This is a genomic window from Variovorax frigidus, assembly GCF_051216515.1.
Lineage (GTDB): Bacteria > Pseudomonadota > Gammaproteobacteria > Burkholderiales > Burkholderiaceae_C > Variovorax.
The window spans coordinates 969,643-993,909 of record NZ_JBPJZF010000001.1; the positions used below are offsets into that span (position 1 = coordinate 969,643).

13 protein-coding genes are annotated in these 24,267 nt (G+C 68.4%); 1 reads left to right on the forward strand and 12 read right to left on the reverse strand.

Annotated features, from left to right (window positions below; translation table 11 throughout):
* Position 1: 1 nt before the first annotated feature.
* Positions 2 to 1,261: an MFS transporter gene (locus ACSFBC_RS04595; RefSeq protein WP_435509116.1), complete on the reverse strand. Its 1,260-nt coding sequence runs from the start codon at positions 1,259 to 1,261 to the stop codon at positions 2 to 4.
* The gene (locus tag ACSFBC_RS04600; protein WP_435509117.1) at positions 1,254 to 1,721 is read right to left on the reverse strand and encodes a MarR family winged helix-turn-helix transcriptional regulator; all 468 of its coding nucleotides are present in this window, start codon (positions 1,719 to 1,721) and stop codon (positions 1,254 to 1,256) included. The genes ACSFBC_RS04595 and ACSFBC_RS04600 overlap by 8 nt, the downstream gene beginning before the upstream one ends.
* A 64-nt stretch (positions 1,722 to 1,785) precedes the next feature.
* Here ACSFBC_RS04600 and ACSFBC_RS04605 point away from each other — a divergent pair, with 64 nt between their 5' ends.
* Positions 1,786 to 2,313 carry a PaaI family thioesterase gene (locus ACSFBC_RS04605; RefSeq protein WP_435509265.1) on the forward strand — a complete coding sequence of 176 codons (528 nt, stop codon included), beginning with the start codon at positions 1,786 to 1,788 and terminating at the stop codon, positions 2,311 to 2,313.
* An 87-nt stretch (positions 2,314 to 2,400) separates the two neighbouring features.
* On the opposite strand, the gene ACSFBC_RS04610 is transcribed toward ACSFBC_RS04605, so the two are convergent.
* The 10 genes from ACSFBC_RS04610 to ACSFBC_RS04655 form a co-directional block, all read right to left on the reverse strand.
* Positions 2,401 to 3,777 carry a sigma-54-dependent transcriptional regulator gene (locus ACSFBC_RS04610; RefSeq protein WP_435509118.1) on the reverse strand — a complete coding sequence of 459 codons (1,377 nt, stop codon included), beginning with the start codon at positions 3,775 to 3,777 and terminating at the stop codon, positions 2,401 to 2,403.
* Positions 3,767 to 5,608, reverse strand: coding sequence for an ATP-binding protein (locus ACSFBC_RS04615; protein ID WP_435509119.1), 1,842 nt, complete (start codon positions 5,606 to 5,608; stop codon positions 3,767 to 3,769). Before ACSFBC_RS04615 ends, ACSFBC_RS04610 begins: the two co-directional genes overlap by 11 nt.
* A 7-nt stretch (positions 5,609 to 5,615) precedes the next feature.
* Positions 5,616 to 6,521, reverse strand: coding sequence for a transporter substrate-binding domain-containing protein (locus ACSFBC_RS04620; RefSeq protein ID WP_435509120.1), 906 nt, complete (start codon positions 6,519 to 6,521; stop codon positions 5,616 to 5,618).
* A gap of 185 nt (positions 6,522 to 6,706) precedes the next feature.
* On the reverse strand, positions 6,707 to 7,150 hold the full coding sequence (locus tag ACSFBC_RS04625) for a peptidase dimerization domain-containing protein (protein ID WP_435509121.1): 444 nt from the start codon (positions 7,148 to 7,150) through the stop codon (positions 6,707 to 6,709).
* Between the two features lie 9 nt (positions 7,151 to 7,159).
* Positions 7,160 to 8,935, reverse strand: a complete 1,776-nt coding sequence (locus ACSFBC_RS04630; protein ID WP_435509122.1) for a zinc-binding metallopeptidase family protein — start codon at positions 8,933 to 8,935, stop codon at positions 7,160 to 7,162.
* 541 nt (positions 8,936 to 9,476) lie between these two features.
* Positions 9,477 to 10,115, reverse strand: a complete 639-nt coding sequence (locus ACSFBC_RS04635; protein ID WP_435509123.1) for an RNA polymerase sigma factor — start codon at positions 10,113 to 10,115, stop codon at positions 9,477 to 9,479.
* A 47-nt stretch (positions 10,116 to 10,162) separates the two neighbouring features.
* Positions 10,163 to 21,547 carry a filamentous haemagglutinin family protein gene (locus tag ACSFBC_RS04640; RefSeq protein WP_435509124.1) on the reverse strand — a complete coding sequence of 3,795 codons (11,385 nt, stop codon included), beginning with the start codon at positions 21,545 to 21,547 and terminating at the stop codon, positions 10,163 to 10,165.
* Positions 21,548 to 21,741: 194 nt separating this feature from the next.
* A complete protein-coding gene (locus ACSFBC_RS04645; RefSeq protein ID WP_435509125.1) occupies positions 21,742 to 22,767 on the reverse strand; it encodes a FecR family protein in 1,026 nt (341 codons plus the stop codon).
* A 115-nt stretch (positions 22,768 to 22,882) separates the two neighbouring features.
* Positions 22,883 to 23,419 (reverse strand): RNA polymerase sigma factor, encoded by a 537-nt coding sequence (locus ACSFBC_RS04650; RefSeq protein ID WP_435509126.1) that lies wholly within the window; start codon positions 23,417 to 23,419, stop codon positions 22,883 to 22,885.
* Positions 23,416 to 24,099, reverse strand: a complete 684-nt coding sequence (locus ACSFBC_RS04655) for an energy transducer TonB family protein (protein ID WP_435509127.1) — start codon at positions 24,097 to 24,099, stop codon at positions 23,416 to 23,418. The genes ACSFBC_RS04650 and ACSFBC_RS04655 overlap by 4 nt, the downstream gene beginning before the upstream one ends.
* Positions 24,100 to 24,267 lie beyond the last annotated feature (168 nt).

Here is a 24,267-nt window from a genome sequence, read left to right on the forward strand (position 1 = left end):
CTCAGGCCGCCGCGTGGGGCTTGGGTGCCAGCCGCGCTTCGCGGATCGGCAGGTTGATCAGCGCCGCACCGGCGGCCAGCACGATGTCGATGTACCAGACCCAGTCGTAGCTGCCGGTGGCCTGGAACACGTAGCCGCCCAGGAAGGCGCCGAAAAAGCCGCCGACCTGGTGCGCCAGCATCACGATGCCGAACAGCATCGCCATGTTCGACGGGCCGAACATCTTGGCGACCAGGCCCGCGGTCGGTGGCACGGTCGACAGGAAGGTCACGCCCATGATGGCCGCGAACAGCAGCATCACCAGCGGCGTCTTCGGCGCCAGCAGGAAGGCCAGCACGGCCAGCCCGCGCACCGTGTAGAGCAGCGACAGCAGGGACTTCATGCGCCAGCGCCCCACGGCCCAGCCCATGCCGAGGCTGCCGACGATGTTGAACAGGCCGATCAGCGCGAGCGACCATCCACCGATCTCCGGCGGCAGGCCGCAGGCGGCCACCACGCCCGGCAGGTGCGTCGCCAGGAAGGCGACGTGGAAACCGCACACCAGGAAGCCGAGCGCCAGGTAGCGGTAGCTCGGCATGGCCAGGGCCTGGCCGATGGCCTGGCGCGCGGTGAGCGGCGGGCGTCCCGAAGCGGCGGCCGAGGCCGCGGCGATGGCATTGGAATTTCCCTTGAGCACCCAGATGGCCGGCAGCGCCAGCAGCACCAGCACGCCCAGCCATTGCATCGACGCGGCCCAGCCGACCGCGGCCGTGAGCCCGATGGCGATGGGTGCCATCGCGAACTGCCCGAAGGAGCCGCCCGCGTTCACGATGCCGGTGGCCAGCCCGCGCTTCTCGGCCGGCACCAGCCGCGTGCAGGCCGCCATCAGCACCGAGGGGCCGGCCATGCCCGCGCCACCCGCAGCCAGCACGCCGATGGCGAAGATGAGGCCGGCGGTGCTCGTCATCAGCGGCGTGAGGACCGTGCCGATCGCCACCAGCAGCACGCCGACGAAGATCACCCTCCCCGTGCCGATGCGATCGGCCACCGCGCCCGCGAAGGGCTGCGTGAGGCCCCACCAGAGCTGCCCGAAGGCGAAGGCCAGGCTGATGCTGCCCACGCCCAGGCCGGTCGAGGTGTTGACCGCCGACAGGAACAGGCCCATGGTCTGGCGCACGCCCATGGTCAGCGCAAAGGTGCCGGCCGCGGCCAGCAGCACCACCCACAGCGCATGGCGCGCCACGGCCGGCCTCGATGGGGCGGCGTTCGGAATGTCATTCATCGCCGCCTCCTTCCGCGATTTCGTCGCCCGCATGGCGCAGCAGTTCGATGCTCTCGTCGATCAGCGCATGCAGCGCCAGCACGCGCTCGACGCCGAGCAGCGCGTTGATCTCCCGCTGCGCGGTGCGCCAGCAACGCAGGGCCTCGGCGCGCTTTTCGCGCCCGGCCTCGGTGACCGCGATGAGCCGGCTGCGTGCATCGACGCCCTCGGTCTGCGTGACCCAGCCGGCCAGCAGCATCGGCTTGAGATTGCGCGTCAGGGTCGAGGCATCGAGGTTGAGCGCGTCGGCCAGGTCGGTGGGACGCAGCGGGCCGCGGTGCAGCACGTGGCTCAGCAACGAGTACTGGGTGGTCTTGATGCCGGCCTGCGCGACGTGCGCGTCGTAGTGGCGCGACATCAGTCGGCTCAGGCTGCGCAGCCTGAAATTGGTGCAGCCTTGCGGTGTTGAGATAGCATCCATGGAAATGATTGTATGTGCAATCATTGCATGTACATAAGAAAAGGAATTTCCCGTGCAAATCGACATGCTCGCCGCTTGGGTCGAGGAAGAAAACGCAGTGATCGCCCGGCTCGACGCCGGCCCCGGGCCGGGGCTGGCGAAGCCCGAACAGATCGAGGGCAAGACCGGCCTCGAGATCATGCAGGCCATGATCGAAGGCGAGATTCCCTACGCAGCCATCGCCAAGACGCTCGACTTCACGGTGCTGTCGGTGCAGCCCGGCGTGGCGGTGTTCCAGGGCACGCCGATGGCGCGGCACCTGAACCCGCTGGGCACCATCCACGGGGGCTGGGTCGCGACGCTGCTCGATTCGGCGCTGGGCTGCGCGGTGCAGACGATGCTGCCGGCGGGCCGCAGCTACACCACGGCCGAGCTCGGCGTGAACTACGTCAAGGGCCTGACACCGAAGGTGCAGCGCGTGCGCGCCGAAGGCCGCGTGATCCATTGCGGCCGGCAGCTCGCCACCGCCGAGGCGCGGCTGGTCGGTCCGGGCGGCACGCTGTATGCGCACGCCACTACGACCTGCCTGGTGTTCGAACTGAAAAGAGCCTAGGCATGCTCGGCACAACCCCGGCCCACGACCTGCATGCGCGCCAAGCCAGCAAACAAGGCGACCGTGGCTTGGGTCGCCATAGCCGACCTAGCCGTCGTCCCGTTTGGTGGAAAGGTTGTATTTCCGCAGCTTGTCGGCCAGCGTTGTTTTAGGCACCTTCAGCGACCGGGCACTCAATGAGGCATTGCCGCCGTGCTTGACCAACACGCTTTCGATGATCGCCTTCTCGAAGTTCTCGACCATGTCGGCAAGGCCGGGATCGTTGTCCAGATCGGCATCCGCATCGGGCTCCCGCTGCGTGATGACGCCGCACGGCACGTTCAGCACCAGGCATTCGGCAATGTTCTTGAGTTCTCGCACATTGCCGGGCCAGTCGTGTGCGAGCAGCTGGCTCTGCTGCGCCTGACTGATATCGGGCAGGGGCCGGGCATAACGGCTCGATGCCAGCAGAAGAAAGTGGTTGAGCAAGACCGGAATATCCTCCCGGCGCTCGCGCAGTGGCGCCATTTTTACCGAGGCGATATTCAGCCGGTAGTACAGGTCGGGCCTGAAACTTCCTTCCTGCGCGGCCTGGAGCAGATTGACCTTGGTCGCCGCGATGATGCGGACGTCGACATGCAACGGTTCGTTGGACCCGATGCGCTCGATCTTTCGGTCCTGAATGACCCGCAGAAGCTTCATCTGCATCGAGATGGACATCGACTCCAGTTCATCCAGGAACAGCGTGCCGCCGTTCGCGAATTCAATCTTGCCAACGCGTTTTTCAAAAGCGCCCGGCATGGCGCCAGGCTCATGACCGAACAGCTCGCCATCGAGAAGTTGATCCGACATGGCCCCGCAATTGATGGCGACGAACGGTCCCAGACGGCGGTCGGACTGGGTATGCAATGCCTGCGCGACCACTTCCTTGCCGGTGCCTGTCTCGCCGGAGATCAACACATCGATCGGCGAGGCGGCGAGTTCGGCCGTCAGTATCCGGATCTTCTTGATGTGTTCGGACGCGCCGACCAATTGCCTCTCGAAACCGTGCAGGTCCGCCAGGCTTTGCCTCAGTTTCAGCACTTCCAGCGTCAGTTGCCGTTTCTCGAGGGCGCGCCGGGTCACCTCCAGAAGCGTTTCTCTCGAAAACGGCTTGGTGATGAAATCGTAGGCGCCGTTTCGCATGGCTTCCACGGCCAGTCGAACGTCCCCGTGCCCCGTGATCATCACCACCGGCAGTTCTGCATCGAGCTGGCGGCAGTATTTGATGAGCGCCAGACCGTCCTCGCCGGGCAGCTTCATGTCGGTGATGACGACGCCTGGAAAGCCCGGCTGCAACAACGGGCGTGCTTCCTCCACACTCGCCACGGCTCGGGAGGGTATCCCGTCGAGTTCCAAGGCCTGCGTGCAGCCCAGGCGCATGTCGGGCTCGTCCTCCACCAGCAGAACCATGAGGTTGCTGCCCGGAAATTCATCACGGTTCATACGACGGTATCCTCAGACGAAAGCAGGTGCCGCGGCCCTGCGCAGAGACGATTTCGATCGTGCCGCCGAACTCGGTCAGGATGTCACGTGAAATCACCAACCCCAAGCCGAGGCCCGCGCCGCTTTCCTTGGTGGTGAAGAATGGTTCGAACAATCGGGCGCGCGTGGCGTCGTCCATGCCCGAGCCGTTGTCCGAAACGCTGATGCTGGTCATGAGCGCATCGCAGGTCCGCTCGCTGTCCTGCGCGGCCTGGATGGTGATGACCCGCGGTGAATGCTGCGCTTCGAGCGCATCCAGCGAATTGCTCAGCAGATTGATGAAGACCTGCTCAAGTCGATTCTGTTCACAACGAACGAAGAATCGGCCCTTCCCGACAGGGTTCGAAATTTCAACCTGAAGCGCGCGTATTCTGCTGCTCAGAAGAAAGAGCGCATCGTCAAGCGATTTGCTCAGATCGACCTTCTGGAAAACAGGCTCCGATTTTCTGGCGAAGTTCTTCAAAGGCTGGATGATGCCGCCCATCTGGTCCACCAGACGGCCGAGGATCTTCAGATTCTGTGTCGCACTGTCGAGTTTCCCGCGCAGCAGAAACTCCTCGGCATTGCCTGCGATGGTGCGCATCGCGCCCAGAGGCTGGGTGAGTTCATGGGTAATGCCGGCCGACAACTGCCCCAGGACCGCCATCTTGCCCGCTTGCACGAGTTCGCTTTGCGCGGCCCGCAACGACTGCTCGGCAACATTGCGGTCGTGCACTTCGCGACGCAACTGATCATTGATGGCGCTCAGGTCGTGGGTGCGCTCTGCGACCTTGATTTCGAGGGCCACATTCGATTGCTCCAGCATCTGCCGCACCAGTCGACGCTGCCTGGCAATGCGTCTTCCCTGGACCGCGGCCAGCGCCAGCAGCAACAGCAAGGCGGCGCCGCCACCGCCGGTGATCGCCGCCATCGTCGCGCCACGGTGCACCTGCTTCAGGTCGAGAACGATGCTGACGCGCCAGTCCATGCCGTCGAGCGGTCGTATCAACGTCATTTTCTGACCGTCGGTTCGAACATCCACATCGGCACCGATGGGCAGAAAATCCTGAATGGGCAGGATCTCCAGGTCGGCATAGGCGCGGGTGAGTTGCAGATTCACGCGCTGCTCCACCGTCAGCGGCAAGATGGCGCGGTATCGCCAATCGGGCCGGGACGCAAGGATCACCACATGGTTGGCATCCGCAATCAGCGCGGGCGAACCGACCAGGTCCCACAGCTGGTCGACCGGATGCAACCCGATCTTGATCACCGCCACGCCCACCACCACCGCACCGTCACGCACGGGATACGAGACAAAGTACCCGGCACCGCCGCCGTCGATACCGATGGAAAAATGCTTGCCGACACGACCTGCGAGTGAATCGAGGAAATACGGCCTGAAAGAAACGTCCGCCCCCAGGAGGCTATCGTCATGAACCGCGGTGTTGCTCGAAGCGACCACCACGCCTCTCACATTGAGGGTGAACGCCGCCAGCCCTCCCACATGGGCATTGAGACGCCGGAGATAGTCGTTCACCGCGCGGGTGGTGCGGGGCGTGCCGGGTGCCCGCAAAATCTGCAGCACATCCGGGTGCAGCTGTATCGTGGCCGGAATGTTCTCCAGCGGCTTGGCGACGCCTTCCACCGCCGACGCAAAAAGATCGAGCCGATGGTTGGCGTCGGTCTTGAGTTGTCGAATACCGAGCTTCTTCCCCTGCTGATAGGACAGCACGGCAGTGGCAAATACCAACAGCAATGCCACGACGCCGATGGCGCCCTTGAAGATATTGGCAGTTACTTTGCCCCGCAACATGGGCGCGTTATTCCGACGGCTGGTCGTTGGGGTGTGCGTACAGCTGCCGCAACTCCGGCGAAGGGGGCCATGCCAGATTCAGCCCACGCGGCGGAATGGGCCTCTGAAACCATTTTTGATACACCTTCAGTATTTCTCCGCTTGTCATCATTTTTATCAGGACGCCGTCGACGATCTGCTTGAGCTGGTGATCCTTCAACCGCATCATGCATCCGTACACTTCGGATGACATCGGCGTGCCCACCACCTCCCAGTCCTGCGGATTGGCAACCTTTGCGCGCTCACCGTACAACAAGGCGTCGTCCATCATGAAGGCGTCGGCCCTGCCGCTCGTCACCAATTCGAAGGATTCGCCGTGGTCCTTGCCCACCACGATGCGAAAGCCCCTGAGCGAGCTTTCGTTATAGGTTCTCAAAAGCCGCTCGGAGGTCGTCGCCGACGTCACCGCCACGCGTTTACCCGCCAGATCGGAAAAATCCCGGATACCGGACGATCGGTGCGTGAGAAGACGGGTCCCGATCTGAAAAAAAGATGTCGAAAAAGCGACCTGGCGGGCGCGTTCTTGATTATGGGTGGTGGATGCGCATTCGATATCGACGCTGCCATTTTGCACCAATGCCAGACGGTTCTGCGGGGTGACCGGGACCAATTTGATCGTCAGCCCCGGCAGCCCGAGATTGGATTTAAGCGTGTCGACGATCTTCAGCATCAGGTCGTGTGAAAATCCGACCGCATTGCGTTTTTCGTCGTAATAAGAAAATGGAATGGACGATTCGCGGTGGCCGAGCCGGATGGTGCCGGTGTCCGCGATGCGTTTGAGGGTGTCGATGTCCTGGGCGTGAACGCCACAGGTGCTGCCGAATAAAAGAAAAACAATCGGCCAATAAAAATTGGCCCACACACGGTATGCCATTGGCTGCCTCAAAATAAAGCCTCCTGGCATCTATAGGCTTCCGATCCACCTACGACATCTATTGAATATCGAATTATAAGTCAACGCCAGCACTTCCGAGCGCGCAGAAGACATTTGCAGCACACCCTTCAAATGGGCGGCGATGCGGGGCGTCAGTGCGCCTCGCATCACCGCCCGATGGCTTCTTAACGCTGGGCCACGTTGTAGCGGACATGCGCGGGCGCGCCGGCCGTCAGGTCACCCACCTTGACGCCCCGGAAGGCGTTCTCCGCATCGGCGCCCGATTTGGCTGCTGCCGTGATCTTGGCGACCAGGTCGGCATAGGCCGTCGGGTCGGCGGCCGTCAGCTGCAGTTCGATGAGGCCATCGGATGCGATGCTGTTGACCGAGTTGCCACCGGTCACATTGGTGATGGTGTAGCTGCCGCGGGGAAGGTTGGCTTGCTGCAGGAAGATCACCGCACGTCCGGCGGCGTGAAGCGCGCTGGTGCGGCCGTAGTTGCTGCTGCTGTGGCCTCCCGGCCCCTGGAACTCGACAGCGACGCTGCCCGTTTGTTGGGCCTGGGCGGAGAAACCGGCCACGGTCAACGCGGCCACGCAGACGGCTTTGATGAGAAATCGGGTGTTCATGTTTGCTCCTTAGCGCACTTCGCGGGTGCGATTGCCGATGGGTCCGACCGAGGGCTGGACGATGGTGCCGTCCGCAGCGTGGTAGCCGGACTGGATGAGGGTGGCGGTGAGCACCCGGCGCATGCGCTGCACTTCGAGGTCAGGCGTGCCGCGCGTGCCCCACTCCCAGAAGGCATGACCCCCCGCACCGGCGGCGTTCGAGGCCAGGGTGAAGTTATAGGTCGGCACGCCGGTGTTGGCCGGCACGTTGTCGTTCAGGCTTCCCGACGAGGTGTTGACCGTGGTGCGGGTGTCCGTTCCGGTGGTCAGGCCCGACTGGATCCCCGCATGGATCGCGGCGGTGTTGGGCTGCGTCAGCACGAAGGCGGGACGCAATCCGTACCAGACCTGTTCCAGCGACAGCGCTTGCGCGGTGCCGTCGGCACGGCTGTAACGGGTGTTCTCCGCCGTCAGTCCGGCCTGGAACTGGGGCACGATCGAGGCGCGCACCTCGTTCAGCGTCTCCGTCACCGGGGAGCGCATGTCGACTTCCAGCGAGCAGCTCGGCACGACGGTGCTGCCTGCCGCTGGCGCCTCGCACGATGCACGGCCCACCGTGTAGGTCGTCCGGGGCGCACCCTGGCGAAGTTCGGACGGGGTCTTCACGTCGGCGATCTTGGCGATGGCCGCTGCCATGGCTTCCGGTGCGCTCGGATCGCTGCTGCTGGCGGTGGTTGGCGCCTTGAACTTCATCTCGAAGCGGTAGCTGCCCAGGAAGTTGACGGTGCCGCCGCCTTCCAGGCCCATGCTGGAAACGAAGTTCAGTGGGTTCGATCCGGTTCCGAGGTCTTGCTCGAAGCCGAAGAGTTGCTTCATGCCGGCGAGGTTGCCCTTGCCTTCCTCACCCGCCGTGCCGCAGATCCAGACGTCGTAGACCGGGCGGATGTTGAATTTCTTCATGGCCGCGGCGAGCACGAAGGCATTGGAAGTGCTGGACATCATGTCGCCGTAGCCGGGCACATACACCCGCACGCCGCCACCCGCCGCTGCCGCCGTCGCGTTGGCGAAGATCTGGCTGGCGCGGCCGTAGTTCGCGTCCTCGATGACCCGACCCGCTGAATTGAAGCTCAGCACATCCGTCAGTCCGGCAAGCTGGGCCGGCGTTTCGACCACGGCCTGGCTGAAGGGCTGCAGGCGAATCTTGTTGAACGGATCGCTGGCCGGTGGCAGGCTTTCCGGATTCACCACGTCGATGTGGCCTTCGACCAGCACCTTCGGGAATTGGCCGTTGTAATGCTTCGCCGCGGCGGAACTGGAATAGGAGCCCTTGATTTCGACGCATGCGTTATAGACGGGCAGGCCGTCGACCACGTTCACGTCGGTGCCGAACATGATGCCGTCGGCACGGGTTTTGACTTCGGTGGGAGAGAATCCCCATTCATTGATCAGGCGCTGATGGATTTCCGCAGCCATGCGCAGTTCGGCACGCGATGGCGAGGCGATTTTTACCAATTCGAGAAACTGATTCCAGCGCGATTTGGCCGCCGTGGGTGCGCTCTGGTCCAATAGCAACGCCTTGATCTGTGGATCACCGTCGATCTTCGCCGCGGCCGCCACGACTTCCGGCGGAATGACCAATTGATCGGACGCCACCGGCGGCGTGGTCGGGGGCGGTTCAGTCGATGGATTGGGCGTTTCACTGACGGGGGGCGCGACCACGACCGGCGCGTCGTTACCGCCGCCGCATGCGGCAAGGCCCAAGGCGGAGGCCATTACCAAAAGACGAAAACTGCTCTTATCGGTCATCTTTACTCCTATGACTACAAATGGATGCAAGACCGATTCATCGGCATTTGCACGGGGTCGCTCGCAAGAATCGAGGCATGGGTACTGGAGCATGGTCTGTGCCAGCTCGATTCCCTCGTAAACCCGAGTTCGATATGAAAATCGATAGATTCGACCCTTGAAACGCGCTTCGCCAAAGAAATTCGTACGGATATTCGTACAATTCTTTATGGCGTCGAACGGGAATCCGTCCGATTTATTTCGAGCGCGAAAAGCAGGTGCAAAAAATGGCAGGCATTTTTTGAATTGCCCCATAGTGGCCCCGAAATCAGGGGGGTTGGGGCATTTTTGGTGCGGCGGTGACACGTGTTCGGCCGCGCACGAAGCGCACGGGGCAACGGGGCCCCTGGGTAGAGCGAGCGCCTCCAGGGTCGCCGGCCCTCATCCTTCGCTCGTGCAAGGATGAAGTCGATGAAGGTCGAGGCCGCGCGCGTGCTGCGCTCGACGACACCGACCGCGTGACGCGCGAACGCGCGCTGTCGATCGCCCTGGGGGCGCAGGCCTAGCAGCCCGCGGCGGCAGCGGTCGGGTGCGTCCGGCAACGGGCCGCGATGCCGGACGCAGCAGCGCCGACCGTCGCCGTGCGGCGCGGGCTCAGGCTGCGCCGCGGTGCGCTCACGCCGCCGGCGATGCGCAGCCCGGTCTGCTGCGCGCAGTGGTCCAGCGACTGGCGCAGCACCGTGTCGACGGTGCGCAACGAGATGCCGAAATGCGCCGCCACCTCGCTGCGGCTGCAGGCATCGACGCGGATCGCCACCAGCACCGCACGGTGGCGCCGCGGCAGCTGCTGGAAGGCCTGATCGATCGCCGCGATCTCCGAGCGCATCTCCGTGAGCTGGGCCGGTCCCGGGGACAGGTCCGCGAGCTCGGAAGCCTCGCTCTCGTCCACGTACTGCCACAGGCTGCGCGTGCGCAGGCGGTCCATCGCCAGGTTGGAGGCGGCGCGGTAGACGTAGGCCTCGGGCCGGTCCAGGGCATCCGCCACGGCCTCGCCCAGGCCGAGCCAGAGCTCGTGCAGGCACTCGCTCGCGAATTCGGGACAGCGCAGCTGCCGCGTCAGGCGGCGATGCAGCGTGGCGTAGTGGCGCACCAGCACGTCGCGCAGCGGCAGGGCCGGCAGGGCCGGCGCAGGGTCATCCATGGCGGCGCTCCCGTGATCCGCCATGCGATCCGTCGCGAGGCCGTGCATCACCGATCCTGCTGCACACTGCGGCGCTCGGCCTCGGTCAGCCGCAGCCAGCCGCCCGCATCCATGTCGCTGCCCAGGCCGACGATCTGCACCATCTTCGATCGATCGTAGGCCGCGCGACTCGCCGGCCTCGGCGCGGGCGGGTCCGACGCGGGCCCGCCCTGGCCGCCCTGCCCCGCGGGCTCGCTGCCGAAGCCCAGCACGCGCACCGTGAACACCGAAGGCAATGTCTGGCGGGCCGCGGCGCGTTCGCGCTGCAGCACCTCCTGCGCCGCAACGGCCGCCTGCGAGGCCGCCGCGCTGGCGTTGGTCAGCGCGCCGATGTTGACCGCCGCGATCACCGGCAGGCCCTTGATCTCGCCCTTGACCTGGATGTTGTCGGCGTTGAGCACCTGCAGCGCGGCGATGTTCAGGTTGCCGGCCACCCGCAGGCCGGCGTCGCCCGCATTGACGGTGCCGCCCGGCGCGACCAGGTCGACGTCGCCGTCGCCGACGGTCCCGATGCCGCTGCCGCTCATGTCGGAACGCTCGCGGACCGTGGTGTCGCCGTCGACGTCGGTGGCGATGTCCGGACCGGACGGCACCCGCACGGTCTTCGAGCCGCGCCCGGCGTCGATGTCGCCTTGCGTGGACCAGATGATCTGGTCGCTGCCCTGCTGCGTCGCCGCCGGCACGAAGGACAGGATGCGCGAGCGGTTGACCGTCACGTCCTCCTTGGCGAAGACGTTGATGTGGCCCGAGGCCAGCGTCACCAGGCCGTAGCCTTCGGGCACGGTCGCGCCCAACGCCGCCACCTGAAGGCCGCCGCCCGGCGTCAACACGTTGATGTCGCCGCCGGCCATGGTGCGCAGCATCAGCTTGTTGGCCGCCACATCGCCCTTCCATTCGTCGCCGGGGAACAGCGTGGCGATCGCCGCGTAGCCGCGGTTGTAGCCGCCGTTGCGCGGCAGGCCGCCCACGCCCGGCTCGTTCTGGTCGCGGCCGGCTTCGCGCAGTTCGAGCAGGTAGACCTGGCGCAGGAACTGCTGGCGGGCCAGCGGCTGCAGGGTCTGGAAACGCGCCCAGGCGGCCAGCGGCTCCAGCGTTTCGCCGGTCATGTCCTTCACATAGGACACCAGGCCGCGGCGCACGGTCTTTTCCTGGCCGTCCTTGCGGCTTTCGACCCGGTCGCTCAGGTAGGCCGGCAGCATGCGGCCGTCGGCGGCGCGGGTCTGGAGGTAGTCGGGCATGGCCGCGACGTTCGCCGGGTCGAGGTAGGCACTGGCGAAGGCGTCGTAGCCGGCGGCGCGGTTCATGCCGGCCATCACCGTGATCGCCGCGCCCTGGTCGGGCAGCCCCTTGACCCGGGTGTCGGGCAGGGCCCGGTTGGCGCCGTCGAACAGCTGGTTGCCGACGGTCCGGATCTGCATGTCGTCGGCGTACACGTCGCGTCCGGCCGACAGCAGCAGCGTACCGGCGCCCTGCATGACGACGCCGCTGCCGCCGCGCGGGCGCAACGCCGTCATCGCGAGGATGTCGTTGCCGGCTTCCAGCAGGGTCACGTCGTCGGCATGGTTGTTGCGCCCGCTCATGCGCACGCCGCGGATGTCGGTGCCGGCGCGGGTCCAGGTCTGCTCGCTGGCCATCATGTCCAGGCCGAGCACCGAGCCCTGCGAGGCATAGATGCGGCTGGGTTCGCGGTCGCCGGCCAGGGGCAGCACGTCCGGGTTCTTCAGCGCGTCGTAGCGGGCGTTCGAGAAGGCGCCAATGTCGACAGAGGGCCCCTGCACGTTGCGCAGCAGCGCGTCCAGGTTGACCTGGCGGAAGTTGCCCAGTGGCGCGAAAGCGGACGGCATCATCTCCGGCGTCGCATACGACATGATGACCTCGGCGTAGGGCTCGCTCTGGTAGGTCGCGTTGAAGCGGGTATTGCCTCCCAGTGCGCGGAGCAGGCTGTAGTTCTGGTTGTTGAAGAAGACGTTCTTCTGCGCCAGCAGGCGCACGTCGTTGGTGGTGCCGGGCATGACGGACATCGGCCCCTGGATCTCCAGCGAACCGTTCATCGCCGTCGCATGCGTCATGGCCGGGAAGCGGTTGGCGCCCTTGCCGACCAGGCCGTCCTGCGCGGTCGTCGAGGTTTGCAGCGCCACGTTCTTGAACGCGAACTCCGCCTGGTTGACCAGGGTCACGTCGCCGCCGGTGGACGACAGCCGGAGCGCACTGCGGCCGGTGTAGCCGCTCATGTAGGCCTGGTAGTCGTTGAGGTTGCCGGCGATGTAACCGTCGCCGTAGCGCACCAGCAGAGGGTCGATGACCGCCTGCAGCACCAGGTTGCCGGCGGTGCGCAGGGTGAGCGTGGCGTCGCCCAGCGAGAGCACCGGCGCCAGCGCGAAATCGCCGACGACATCCTGCGTACTGCCGGTGCTGCCGGTGCTGCGCCGCACCTGGACGGTGTGGCTGGTCGCCGTTTCGTTGGCGCGGAGCTCGGCCGCGCCGCGTGCGACGTAGTACTGCCCGCCGCGGATCGCGCCGCCGGCATCGACCGCCATCAGGCCGCCGTTGCGCATTTCCTGCGCCATCGCCGCGCCCGAACGGAGGCCGCCGCGCAGGCGCAGGTTGGTCGTCAGCATGACGCCGAGGTCGCGCAGGTCGCCGCCCGCGCTGACCTTCACGTTGCCGCCGCCCAGGGCGCCCACGCCCTGGCGGAACTCGCCGTAGTTGACCCACCAGCTCGACTGGTCCGGACTCTCGACGATCGGACCGTAGCTGCCATCCGGCCGGGTGCCGGAGCGGATCGAGTACTCGCCGAAGTAGCCGTCCTGGTTCACCATGCCCTGGCGGTTGAGCCACTCGGTGAAGCGTTGGCCGGACGCCTGCGCGCCGATGTCGCCCTGCGCGGCCAGGTCGAGGTGGCCACCGGCCACGCCGTAGGTGGCATCGGCGCGCGCGGTCGTGAAGTCGGCCCAGGTCGTCATGTCCTTGCGGCCGGCGGTGTAGGCCACCGAATCCTTGTGCGCCAGCGTGAGGTCGCGGCCGGCGCGGACCGTGAGGTCCCCGGTGCCGGTGCGCAGCAGTTTGCCGGCGCCGTTGTCGACGGCCGGATCCGCACTGGTGTTGGCCGTGCCGACGATGACCGAGCCCTTGCCCGCCGCCAGGCCGGCCAGCGGCTGGAGCGCGAGCCGGTCGGCCGACGCGAGGTCGGCACCGGCGACCAGGCGCAGGTCCCACGATGCGGCGTCCTGCAGCACGCCGTCGCGTCCGGCCTTGTCGAAGCCGTCGCTCAGGTGGCCGTTCAACAACAGGTTGCCGCCGGCGCGCAGCGTCAGGCTGCCTTCGCGGCTGGCGGCGAAATCGCCGAACAGATTCCAGTCGCCGTTCATGACGAGGTCGCCGGCACTGGTGATCTCGATGCCGGCGGCGACGGCGATGTCGCTGCGGCCCAGGCGCGCGGCCATGGCCGGCGCCAGGCCGGCGAAGCGCACGGCGTCGGCGACCGCATCGGCCTTCACGGAATCGACGCTGCTGCCGTCGTAGTTCGCCACGTCGTAGCCGCGAACGCCTTCGAGCACGGTCGAACGCGCACCTTGGATGGCGGCGCGCAATGCGGTGACCCGCACGTCCCGGTGATCGTCGCTCTGCTGCGCGCGCAGTCGAACCTTGCCGCCGTCCGCGCCGGAGACGTCGATCAGGCCGCCCTGCAGGTCCAGCGAGCCCCCGGCGGCTTCGAGCGTGACCCGGCCGCTGCCCAATTCGCCGGTGGCGCCGGCCCGCAGTTGCGCGCCGTCCTGCATGGCGACGCCGTTGCCGCCGGTGATGCGGACCGCGCCGCCGTAGGCCGAGCGCGCATCGATGCGGCCGGTGATGTCGACGCGGCCCTGGTCGGCCGTCAGCACGAAGTCCTCCACCGTCGTGACGCCGCCCAGCGTGATGTCGCCCTGGCGGATGCGGAACTGGCGCGAGCGGTTGAAGCCCGCGTCGTTGAGCCGCTGGCTGAAGCCGGCGAAGTCCGGCAGGGCGGCAATGTCCAGCGCGAAGGCGCCGGCCTTGCCGCTGGCGCCGGCCTGCGCGGTGATGGCACCGTCCAGCACCACCGTGCCGCCGCCCGATGCGGCGAGGCTCAGCGTGCCGGCGCTGCCGCCGTCGCGGTGAGCGGCCAGGTTCAGGCTGCTGCCGGAGGCCAGGCGCACGTCGCCGCCCAGGGCCGACAGGCTGATGCGGCCGGCGTCGGCGAAATCGGCGACGTCGAAGAAGTTCTTGGCGAAACCGCCGACGTCGAGCCGCGCGCCATCGGCCACCACCACGCTGCCGCCGGTGGCGCCGAGCTCGATGCCGCCGCCCAGCGCCAGCGCCTGGCTGGCGAACAGCACGTTGCGCCCGCTGAGCGACAGCCGGGTGCCCAGGCTCTCCTGCGGGTCGGCCGCGACCGCGCCGGACGTGCCCGATGCCAGCACCTGCAGGTCGCCGGTGGTGGCGATGGATTGCACGGCGCCGCCGCGTCCCGTCAGCACCGGTGTGCGCAGCGTCAGCGCGCTCGCGGTCGACAGGCTGCCCTTGCCCTCGCCGGTGATCTGCTCGCGCGCGGCCAGCTCGACGCGGCCGAAGCCCGCGAAAGCCTTGTCGCCGGCACCCAGCACCAGCGTGCGGGTGTCGAGGATGAAGGCGCCGCCGCCCTGCGCGGGATCGAAGACGGCCGCGCCCCCGCTGTTGGCCAGCGTCACCGTGTCGCCCTTGATCGTCACGTCGCCCGGCGCGCGGCTGGCGAAGGTCGCGCCGTCGAAAGTCAGCGCGGCCAGGCCGCTGGCGCCGAGGTCGAGCGAGCGGTAGAAGTCGAAGCTCGAATAGCTGCGCAGCGTCAGCGCCTTCGCGTTCGAGAGCTGCGTCAGCGTCGCCGCGTCCAGCAGCATGCCTTCGGTGCCGCCGCCGAAGCTGATGCGGCCGGCCGACACCGACAGCCGGGCGGCCGAAACCTGCGCGGAGCCGGCCAGCTCGGTCGAGCGGGTCGCGTCGATCAGCAGCGAGGCGCCGCCCTGCACGATCACGCCTTCGCCGATGCGCACCCGCCCGCCGGTGGTGGTGTCCACCCCTTCGCGCAGCACGGTGGTGGCATCGCCGTTCGACAGGCGGACCAGCGCACCGTGGTCGCGTGCCGGGCTGGTCAGCACGTCGTCCTTGGTGTCCTTGGCGTCGATCACGCCGTCGTTGTTGTCGTCGAGGTTGCCGTCGGGATCGGTGTAGACCGCCGCCACGCGCGGCCTGACGACCAGCCGGCCGCCGCCGGGCGAGACCGTGCCGACGGCGCTCAGCACGCTGCCGCCGTCGATGCCGACCTGGTCGCTGGCGGCCAGGATGATTTCCGGTCCGGTCAGCGCCGAGCCGGCGCCGTTGCGCACCACGATGTCGGTGGCCGTCACCTCGAGCCCGAGGCCGAGCACGTGGCCGCTGCGCTTGCCGCCGACCAGCAGGCTGCCGGCGCCGAAGTTCGACAGGCTCGCCGCGTCGATGACGAGGTAGCCGTCGGCACGCAGGTCGGCCGCATCGAGGTCGCGGCCGACGATGGCGATCTTCTGGCCGGCGATGTCGACCAGGCCGCCGCGTCCGCCCGCGTCGGGCGCTGACTTCAGGCTGCCGTCCAGCACCAGGCTGGCGGTGGCGTCGAACACCACCGCGCCGCCGTCGCGCGCCAGCCGCGGCGTGACGATGTCGCGGCCGGTCAGGCGGTACTGCGTGAGCTTGAAGGCGTCGGACGAGAAGAACGCGTTCGACGAGGCCTCGTTGTATTCGGTGTACCGGCGCAGCGTCGCGCCCGACATCACGCGCCAGCCGGTGGCGACCTCTTCGCTCAGGCTGCCCAGCGCATCGCCGGCCTTGCCCTGCACCACGTGGCTGCCGTCGGGCAAGGCCGACGGCCTGGCCGCCGTGCCCAGCCAGGCGCGGCCGTTGCTCTGCACCGCGAAGGCGCCGGGCAGCAAGGCGTAGCGGGCCGGCAGCAGCGTGTACCAGCCGGCCGCGAGGCCCGGGCTGCCGGCCAGCCAGACGCGCTGGCCGGCCGGCGCACCGGCGACCGGCGCGGCGCTGCCGTAGCCGGGCACCACGGCGTACATGCCGGGCACGTTCAGCACGTTGTGCGAGCCGCCCGGGCCCGGTACGAACTCGGCCGCGAACAGGTCGCCGCCGCCGGTAATGTCGAGCACCGCGCCCGCGGCGAGGCCGACGTCCGGGGCCTTCAGCGTGATGCGCTTCTCGGGCGGCGCGACCAACGCGCCGTCGGACGGCGTCACCGTGTTCGGCGCCTTGCGCGGATCCTGCCAATGCTCGTTGTTGATCAGGCTGCCGTAGGGCACGTTCAGGCCCGCACCGGAGACCGAGGTCAGGCTGCCCGCGCCCAGCGTCAGGCGGTTCGCGGCGATCAGCTCGATCTGGCCGAAGGGTGCGCGCAGCACGCCGTTCTGCTCGATCACCGGCGCTTCGAGGCGCAGCGTGCCGCCGGCCGACAGGGGCGCCGAGCCGGTCTCGCCGAAGCGTTCCACCGTGATCGAATCGCCCGCGCGCAGGATGCCGGTCATGCCGGTCGACGGATAGACCTGGCCGGCGCGCACGACGAGTTCGCCGTCGACCCCGAGCGTGATGTCCGAATTGAGCGTGCCCGCGAACTGCGCCGGGATCTCGCCGATGAAGCGCAGCGCCTTGCCCTCGATCACCGTGCGCGCGAAGCCGCCGATGCGCATGCCTGCGCCGGGGGCGTTGCTGCCCTGGATGTCGATCAGTTGTCCCGTGAGCGTCAGCTGGCCACTCGACTGCGCGGTGTTGGCGGCCGGGGGCGAACCACCGCCGATGCCGCTGAACACCAGGTGCGGCGCACTGAGGCTGGCGCTGCTGCCGTTCAGGCCGCTCAGCGTGCCGCCGATGGTGATCGAATGGCCCGCCTGCAGGTGGACGTTGTTCAGCGAGACCTTGCCGTTCAGCGAGAGGTCGGCGAAACCGCCATCGGCCAGTGCCTTGTCCGAGACATGCGAACTCGCCGAGACCTGCACATCGCCGATCTGGATCTTCTGGGTGGCCGTCGCGTTCGAATAGAAATGGGTGTTGAGCAGCTGGACCACGCGAGCGTCCAGCACCGGGTTGGCTTCCCACGGCTTCTGAATGGTCACGCCGCTGCCGCCCGAGCCGCCATCGTCGATCACCATGCCGCTGGCCTGGATGGGCGACAGGTTGGTCAGGGCCGTGCGCATGGCTGCGGTGAGCCGCAGCGGCGCGGTGCCGTACGTGTCGAAGATGTCCAGGTCCAGCGTCGTGAAGAGGCCGTTGCGGATCACGCCGGCCTTGTCGCGGTAGTAGAGGCGCGTCGGCACGGTGATGCCGCCCGTCGGCTTCACCCCGCTGTCGACGAGGGTCAGCGCGCCGCCGCTGGCGGACGCACCGCCGGCATGGCCGGCCAGGCGACCGTCGAGCGCGAGCGCGCCCTGCACGCGGATGCTGCCGCCGTCGCTGTCCAGCCGGCGCAGCGGCATGCCTGCGAGGTCGCCACCGAAGGGGCCGGACCTGGGGCTCTCCACCACGCCGGTGCTGCCCGAGACGTCGATCAGCGAGCCGGCTTTCAGCGCCACGCTGGCCAGGTCCGCCATGCCGCCGACCAGTTCGATGCGGCCGCCGTCCAGTACCCGGCCGCTCAGGCGGCCCTTGGCATCGGTGGCGATCAGCGCGGCGCCGCGCGCCAGCAGTTGCGCGTCCGCCTCCAGCGTGACCTGCCCCGCTTCGACCGTGATGGTGCCGGCCGGCGCGGCGACCGTGCCCTGCACCGTGACGGTGCCGCCTTCGGCCTTGAGCTGGATGCGGCCGCCGGTGTCCACGCCGACCGACGCACCGGCGCCGATCGTGATGTGGCTCGACGTGTTGCTCAGGTTGAGCTCGGCCGGCTTGCGCGCGAAACGCTGCGCGGCCGCCAGCCGCACGGCCGGCGCGGCGTCGGCCAGGCGGGCGCCGCTGGCGAGCAGGCGGTAGTCGAAGCCGCCGGTGTCCAGGCTGGCCGGCACCAGGCTGACCACGGCACCGTCGGCCACGCCGATGTCGGCGCTGCCGGCGATGCTCACCACCCCGAAGCCGCGCTCCGCGTACAGCGTTTCCGGCAGCCAGAGACGGGTGGGGTCGTTGCGCTCGCCGCCGATCTGCACCACGGCGCCGGTGTTGATCGCGAGCCGGCCGGCGGAGCCCGCCGCCAGCGCGCGCATGTCGAGCGCGCCCAGGTCGGTGCGCTCGTCCACGCCTGCGAGCGTGATCAGGCCGGCATGGCCGACCCGCAGCGTCGGCAGGCCCTTGGCCGCGGTGTCGACACGCCCGCCGCCCGAGACGTCGAGCACGGCGCGGCTGTCGATCTCGAAATCCTTGGCCGACAGCAGGATGCTGCCGGCGTCCATGGCCCAGCGCGCGGGCTGCGCGCCGTCCAGCCAGGTGTTGATCCACTGGCCGCTGGTGTCGAAGCGGCCCTTCTCGCCGATGCGCAGGGTGCCCATCGCCGCCATCGCGGTGATGTTGCCGCCGGCCGCGCGCATCGTGCCGTGGATGGTGACGGTGTTGGTCGAGTTCTCGAACTCGTTGATCATGAGGCTGGAGCCCGGCGCCATGTCGAGCACCGCGCCCTCCTCGAGCGTGAAGTCGCGCCGCATGTGGAAGGTGACCGAGCCCATGCGCGACTGGCTCAGCGTGTCGTCGAGGATGTAGCTCAGCTTGCCCGGCTCCTCGTTGCGGCCGGGGCGCGGCGCGGCGATGAAGTCGGCGCCCAGCGTCGCGGTGGAAGTGAAGTCGGCCGCGAGCCGGTGCGGGTCGTGGCCCACGACCAGGTCGCCCAGCGACCACGGCCGGTCCTCGACGCTGCCGCCGCCGAATTCGAGCTTGCCGCCGATGTTCTTAGACGGCTGCTTCTGCTGGCGGTCGCCGACCACCACGCCGCCCGCATAGTCGCCTTCGAGCACGAAACCCTTGCCGGCGAAGATGACGACCGACCCGGCGTTGCGGCCTTCGGTGTAGCCCGCTTCGATCGCGTTGCGGCCGATCAGCGGCGAGACGAATTCCTCCGACACGCCCCAGCGTTGGTGGTCCTGGACGTAGCGGCCCGCGATGCCGGTGTAGTCGCGGTCGGAGAAGGCCTTGTCCATGGCATAGACGCGGCCGTCGGCACCCATCAGCTTGGTCGCGGTGTTCAGGCCGTCGTTGTAGCGCACCGATCCGCCCGAGACGTCGAGCAGCGAGCCTGCGCGCGAGATGAATTCGCCACCGGCGCGCACGGTGATCCGGCCCGCATCGGTCGAGAGCTCGTTCATGTCGGTCATGCCGACCCCGACCCAGCCCGTCACGTCGCCGATCGGCGTGCCGGCCCAGGCGCCCGGAACCATCACGCCGGCGCTGTTCTTGACCCATTCGACGCCGGCCATCGGACCGTCGGCGAAGACGCCCGAGGCCCGGCGGTCGACGACGATCTTCTTGCCGCGCACCCAGGAATCGAGCAGCAGCGGCGAGTCGCGCAATTCGTTGATGCGCAGCTCGGCCTCGACGAAGTTGCGCGACATGTCCACGGCCGCGCCCTGGATGCCGGCCACGCTGACGTAGGCGCCGGCGTCGATGTAGACGCGGCTGCCGTCGCCGAGGCTGCCGGGGCGGTAGCCCGGCAGCTGCGTGTAGAGCGGGTTGACCGCCGACTCGATCTCGATGGTGCCCGAAGGCGCGAGCACGCCGGCGTGCGGCTGGAGGTCGATCAGCTTGCCATAGAGGGCGATGCGGCCCGGCTGGTAGCGGGTCGCGAGCGCGGTGGTCTCGATCAGGCTGGTGTCGCTGGCGTCGGGCAGGATCCGGGTCACGCTGCCTTCGCCGAGCGTCAGCGTTCCGGCCAGCCAGTTGATCAGGATGTTGTCGTTGTCGCTGTTCTGATAGGCGTGCGTGCCCTGGCCCCAGGCGCGCAGCAGGATGGAGCCGCTGCGGTTGTTCAGCGCGGTGGTCGACGTCAGCACACCGTTCTGGTGGATGTTCTGCGCCTGCAGCGTGATGTTGCCGCGCTCGGACTGCACGATGCCCGCGTTGGTCACGTCGTAGCCGACGGCGGCGGTGCGCGCCGCCATCTCCGGCAGCAGCACGTCGCGCAGGCCCTGCACGAACTGCGGATTCCACTGCACCGGGCCGCCGGCCAGCGCGTTCTCCATGTGCGTCCAGGCAAAGGCCCAGCCCGGCACGGCCGAGACCGCGACTTCCAGACCGCGCACGCCGTTCTTGTCGGTCAGCTTCGAGGTGTTGATGTGCACGTTCTCGCCGGCCGCCAGGATCACCTGGCCGTCGGGTGCGGACACCGTGCCCGCGTTGTGGACCTTGGGCGCGAACAGCATGATCTTGCCGCCGGCATCGACGGCCAGCCTTGCGCCGGCCTGCACCTGCACCGCACCGGGCGCCGCGCCCGGATCGAAACGCGCCACGCCGCCCAGCGTGTCGGGCGCGCCATCGACGCCCTTGACGAAGCCCTGGTTGATGTCCGGGCGCACGGCCGTGAACTCGCCGAACTGCGGGATCGCGAACGAATCCGCCTGGCCCTCGTAGGCATCGTTGAAATACTGCGCCTTGTTGATGCCGAGCTTGAACTGCTTGTCGCTCAGCGCCAGCGAACTCGCGACCAGCGAACGCGTGTTCACCTGGCTGCTGCCGTTGAAGACGATGCCGTTGCGGTTGACGAGGTAGACCGCGCCGTCGGCCTGGATCTGCCCGGCGATCTGGCTCGGCTTGCCGCTCGGGTCGTTGATGCGGTTGAGCGCGATCCAGCTGTTCGTGCCGTCGGTTTTCGCGCCGCCCTTCTGGTCGAACTTCACCGTGGTGTTCTTGCCCACGTTGAAAGTCTCCCAGTTCAGGATCGCCTTCTCGTCGGTCTGCTCGATGCCCACCACCGTGCGCCCGCCCGCGGCCGTCTGCACCGGCGCCTTGGCGTTCAACCAGCCGGCCGTGAGGCTGTTCGTGTCGACCTTGAGGCCGCCGTCGACGAGGCCATCGGGCAGCACCGCATTGCCATTCAACGCCGCCTGCCGCGCCGCTTCCTGGGCCGCCTGCTGCGCCGCGATGCCGCGCGCGGCGAGGTTGAGGTTGTCGAGCGAGCGCTGCATCTGCGCGCTGTCGCGCTGCTGCGTGGGGTTCGTGAGGCTGGTCACCGGCTGGCCATTGGGCAAGCGGCCCGTGGCCTGCGCCGTGCCCTGGATCACGTTCTTCTGCGCCATCCAGGCCGCGCCGAGTGCGCGCTGTGCGTGCGCATCGGCAAGCACGCTGCCGGTCGCCAGCACGACGGCGATCGCCCGTGCGATCGGCGCCAGCCTGCGTCGCGATCGATGCAACGGGCGCTGCGCGCGAGGGGTCGAGGGGGCCGGGGTTTCGCGTCTGCTCATCGGGTGTCCAGTCGAAGGTGGAGTCGGTCTCGCAGCGCCGACGGCCCTTGCCGTTCGACGCTGTCCATGGAGCCGGCGTGCACGCAGGCTCCGATACCGAAAGGACGAACGAAGCCCCCGTCCGACTGCAAAAATAAATCCAGACCGACTCGACGGACGACGCGGTGCAGGCGCAGCGCGCGTGCACCCGGCGATCAACTCAGGACGACGACCCCGCCCACCAGCGCGCGGGCCTGCAGGCCGAAGCCGTGGCGGATCTGGAGCAGCGCCTCGTCCAGCGAAGCCGTGAAGAAGCTGCCGGTCACGGGCCTGTCACGCACCTGCGTGTTCATCAGCACGATGCGCCCCGGGCGATAGCGATTGATCTCGGCGATGACTTCGTGCAGCGGCGTCTCACTGAAGACCAGTTCGCCCTTCTGCCATGCCGTAGCGTCCGCCGCGTCGATGTCGACCACGGCGCCGATGGCGTCGGCGACATACACGGCCTGCTGCCGCGAACGCAGTCGGCGTTCGCCCGCGGGATGCTCGATGCGCACCTGGCCCTCGATGCAGGTGACGCACACGCGGCCGTCGAGGTGGCGCACCTCGAAGCGGCCGCCCTCGGCGAAGCTGCGGCCCACGCCCGCGGCCACGCCGAAGGCATGGGCGCTGGCCCGCAGGTCGATCGCGGCCTCGCCGGCCAGCAGGTCGATGCCCACGGCCTGGCTGCCGGCGCTGCGCAACCGCACGCTGGTGCGCGTGTTGAGCATCAGCCCGACCCGCCCCTCGAGCGTCACCGTGCGTTGCTCGCCGGTGGCCGTGCGCAGGTCGGCGCCCCATTCACCGGCCGCGGGCCACAGGTCGGCCGGCGGATGCACCAGCCCGAAGCCGACCAGGCTGGCGAGCGCACCCGCACCGGCCATGCCCAGGAAGGCGCGCCGGCCCGGCGTGCCGCGGGATGGCGCCTGCCGGGCCGCGAGCAACGTGGCATGGCGCTGTGCGAGACCGGCGTCGGCGCGCAGCGCCGTACGCGAGAGGGGCTTGAAATCCGTCCACTGCTGCTTGGCCTGGTCGAAGGCCGCCTGGTGCGCCGGCGCGGCACGCAACCAGCGCCGCAGCCCGTCGAGGTCGTGGACCCGGGCCTGGCCCGAATGCAGCAGCCGCAGCCAGACCCAGGCCTGCGCCTGCAGGCGCTCGGCGGCATCCGCGTCGACGGCTTCGGACGGCAGTGCGGTGCTCATGCGGTCGCGCGCCTTCCGCACGCGGCGCGGTGCGCCGGCAGGTCACGGGGGGATGCAAGCATGGCCATATTCAGGAAGGACGAATGAGGCACGCCAAAACTGCAAACTTTCTCGATCATGAATTTTCCATGGGCGGCGTCCGGCGCGGACCGGCGCCTTGCTGCATGCCTTCGTTCAACGTCCCATGCGCACTCTTCAGCTCGTAGGCCACCGTGCGCATCGAGATCCCGAGCGCCTGCGCGACCTCCTTGTGCGCCAGGCCGTCCAGGTGCACCAGCAGGAACACCTGGCGACGCCGCTCCGGCAGGCGTTCGAGCAGCGCCAGCATCACCTTGAACTCGGAGCGTGCCTCGGCGGTCTGTGCCGGCCCGGGCGCCGGATCGATGAAGGCCTCGATCTCCTCCACCGAGGCGGAGCGGCTCTGCCGGCGCTGGATGTCGACCGCGATGTTGACCGCGACGCGGATCAGGTAGCCCGTCGGGCTGCGGATCGACGCGGCCTCGTCCGGTTGGCCCTGCAGCCGCAGCCAGGTGTCCTGCAGAGCGTCGCCGGCGAGGTCCTCGCTGCCCAGCAAACGGGCGACGCGCAGCTTGAGCCGCGCGTAGTGCCGGCTCAGGTAGTCGGACAGGGCCGGATGGGCGTTGTCGGTCATGGCCCGGCGACCTCCGCGGTGCAGCGCGGGCCGCCATGCGCGCGATGCGGTTCGATGAGCAGGGTCACAGGCTGCGGAAAGTCCGGCGGCGGGGCCTGCGCCATGCGCACGCGCTGGAGCACCTCCAGCAGCGCCGCGTCGCGCATCGCATCGCCCGATGGACCCAGCAGCCGAGGCCGTTGCACCTGTCCCGCCCCGTCGACCTGGAAACGCAGCAGCGCGCGGTAGGCGCCGGGCGCCGTGCGCGCGTCCTCGCAGAAGTCGGCCCACACCCCGGCCTGCAGCAGCCCTGCATAGTCACCGAGCGACAGGCCCGACGGCCGCACCGCCAGGCTCGGCATCGGTGCGGCCACCAGCACCAACGCCCGGATGCCGCCCGAATCGACGGTCTCGACCGCGAGGCCGGTGCCGGCGAGCAGCAGCGCGAGCGCGGCCTCCGCCGAGTAGCGGCCTTGCAATGCGGTCGAGGTCCTGCCGGTCACCATCTCGCTGCGAGAGACCGAGGGGCGCCGAACCGTGCTCGCATAGACCCGCAGGGCCGAGGCCAGCGGCTGGCTGGGCAGGTCGAAATCGAACAGGCCCTCCGCGGGGTCGGCCGACGCGGCGACCTGAACGCCCAACGCGCAGCACAGGACCATGACCCTGCGCGCCCAGGTCAGCGCCACGGCGTGCCGGCGCATGCGATCGGCCGCCCTGTTCCAGCGGCGTCGCGAACGCACACCCGCCGGCAGACGGACGGCCGGTGCGATGGCGGGTGGGAGGGCGAAGGCGACAAGGCGGTACGAGGAGGATCAAACCTTCCCATACTCGCCGCGCCAAATGACCGTTTCTTGACAGCCTTGCGGCGC